The 2,398-nt window shown below is 73.2% G+C and carries 3 protein-coding genes; 1 reads left to right on the plus strand and 2 read right to left on the minus strand.

The genetic code is table 11. From position 1 onward, the window contains the following. Window positions 1-925: MFS transporter (locus RT323_RS16520; RefSeq protein ID WP_313410377.1), on the minus strand; the 925-nt coding region annotated here is incomplete at its 3' end. Window positions 926-968: 43 nt separating this feature from the next. Between RT323_RS16520 and RT323_RS16525 the strand changes: the two genes are divergently transcribed. Continuing rightward, window positions 969-1,601 carry a TRIC cation channel family protein gene (locus RT323_RS16525; RefSeq protein ID WP_313410379.1) on the plus strand — a complete coding sequence of 211 codons (633 nt, stop codon included), beginning with the start codon at window positions 969-971 and terminating at the stop codon, window positions 1,599-1,601. Between the two features lie 106 nt (window positions 1,602-1,707). Here RT323_RS16525 and RT323_RS16530 read toward each other — a convergent pair. Next, the coding region (locus tag RT323_RS16530) for a lipase family protein (RefSeq protein WP_313410381.1) at window positions 1,708-2,398 on the minus strand (691 nt) is incomplete at its 5' end.

Below are 2,398 nucleotides of genomic sequence, written 5' to 3' on the forward strand. Positions count from 1 at the left end.
CGTACACGAGCCAGACCGGCTGGGTCACGGCCAGGGCCACCATGACGACGGCGAGGGTCCCGGTCGCGGCGAGGGCGACGGCGCGTCGGGCGTCGCGCGCGGCCGCCAGGCTGGGCAGCACGGCTGCGCCGGCGATCCCGGCCAGCGTCATCGCGGCGATGACCGGACCGGCCAGGTCGGGGTGGCCGAAGTCGACCAGGATCGAGTCGAGCCAGGTGGCGACGCCGTTGTAGGCGCCGAAGCCCAGGAACAGCAGCGCGGCCATCTTCCACAGCAGGGGATCGGACCGCCACCAGCCCGCGGGGGCGCGGACGAGCGCGTCGATGGGATGCGACGGCAGTCGCAGGGTCAGCAGGACGACCGCCGCCGCCACCGTCGCCAGGACGGCGTGCGAGACGAGCAGGAGCCGGAATCCACCGGTGTCGACGAGCCACGCCGACGTCAGCACCGCGACGAGGATGCCGGCGTACTGCGAGCCGGCCGCGATCGAGATCGCCGCCGTCTGCTCCCGCGGCGGGAAGTGCCGGGCAGCGACCTTGGTCAGCGCACTCAGGACGAGGGGCTGGCCGATCGACATGATCAGCTGGCCGGTCAGGATCATGGCGTACGACGACGGGTCGATGGCGCGCACGATCGCGCCGACCGCGGTGAACAGCGCGCCGGCCGCGAGGGCTCGCTCGTACGACCGGTCCATCCAGCGCCCCGCCGGGATCGCGAGCAGCACGAAGGCGGCGGCGTTGACGACGGCCAGGTCGCCGACCGCGCCCTCCGAGACACCCAAGTGGGTGGCGGTGCGCGCCGTGACCGAGGCGAACGACAGCCACAGCACCTGCGTCGTCATGACGAGCAGGGCGAAGGCGGCCAGGGCGGGCCAGCGGCTCGCCCGGATGCGCGCGGCGTGATCGGTGGGCGGGGTGCGAACCATGCTGCGCAGGCTACGACCTGAGGCGCCCCCTACGGTGGGGTTTGTGGACGTCGACCCCTTCCGTGCCGCCGAGATGATCGGGATCATCGCGTTCGCGGTCTCGGGCGGCTACGCCGCCGTTCGCGCGGGGATGGACTGGGTCGGCGTCGTCGTGCTGGCGGTCGTGGTGGCCGTGGGCGGTGGCACGACCCGGGACCTGCTGCTGGGGATCGAGCCCGTGTGGTGGGTGCGCGCGCCCGGTCAGCTCGTCGTGGCGGCCGTGACCGCGGCCGTCGTGATCGCGGTCGCGACCTGGCACCCGCAGTCGAAGCCCGACACGTGGCGCACGGTCCTGTACGCGGACGCGATCGGCCTGGCGACGTTCACGATCACGGGCACGTCGATCGCGCTCGAGCACGACGTCCAGCCGTGGATCGCGGTGTTCTTCGGCGTCATCACCGGCACGGGCGGCGGCGTGATCCGCGACCTGCTGGTGCGCCGCAAGCCGCTCATCCTGGTCGGCGAGATCTACGCGCTGGCCGCCGTCGCCGGTGGCTCCCTGTACGTCTTCCTGCGCTCCACCGACGTGCCCAGCGAGCTCGCGGCCGCAAGCGCCGTGGCGCTGATCCTGGGCGTGCGCGCGATGGCGATGCGCTGGCACTGGGCGCTGCCGCGCTTCACCGAGCCGTCCGCCTGAGCCGCGCCCGCCCGTCGCCTCCGGCGACCGAGATGTGTAGGGCTGCGTACGTTTCACGGCCGTGGAAGGTACGCAAACCTACAGATCTCGCGCCCCGGAGGGGCGGTCAGCAGGTCGTCGTGGTCGGCCGGCTCGCGAAGCGGTCGGCGGTCCAGGTGAGGAGCTCGTCGACGAACGGACTCGACTCCCTGAGCAGGTCACCGTGGCCGCGGTCCGGGTACGTGCGGTAGTCGAGCGACTGTCCGGCCTCGCACCGGTCGCGCACGTAGTCGTCCTGCAGGCGCAAGGTCACGACGCGATCCGCCTCGCCCTGCGCGATCAGCACGGGAGCGTCCATCGCCCCGGTCGCATCGTTCTCCGACAGGCGCCGCCCCAGCTCGCCCTCGTAGAGCGAGCCCTTGACGAAGCGGTCCGCCATGATCTCGGCCTCGGTCAGGGACACGCGAGCGGCGGGGGAGCGCAGGCAGCGGTCGGCGATCCGCTCGAGTGGGATGCGGGCGCTCGCGCGCACGTGGTCGCCGACGTTGACGTCGTCGTAGGTGCCCTCGTACGCCGCCAGCGCGTAGGCGACGAAGATCGTGCCGACCGGCCGCCGCTGCAGGTCGCGCAGGAACGTCGCCGGGCTGCTGACCGGCGAGATCGCCGCGACGCCGGCGAGCCGCACGTCCGGCGCGTACTCGGGCTGCGTCATCGCGGTCCACAGGGCAGCGTGGCCGCCCTGCGAGTGGCCCCACACCGTGGTCCGTCGCCCGAGGTCGACCTGCGGGATGCGCCGGGCGGCGCGGACGGCGTCCAGC

Source organism: Aeromicrobium sp., from assembly GCF_032084975.1.
GTDB lineage: Bacteria > Actinomycetota > Actinomycetes > Propionibacteriales > Nocardioidaceae > Aeromicrobium.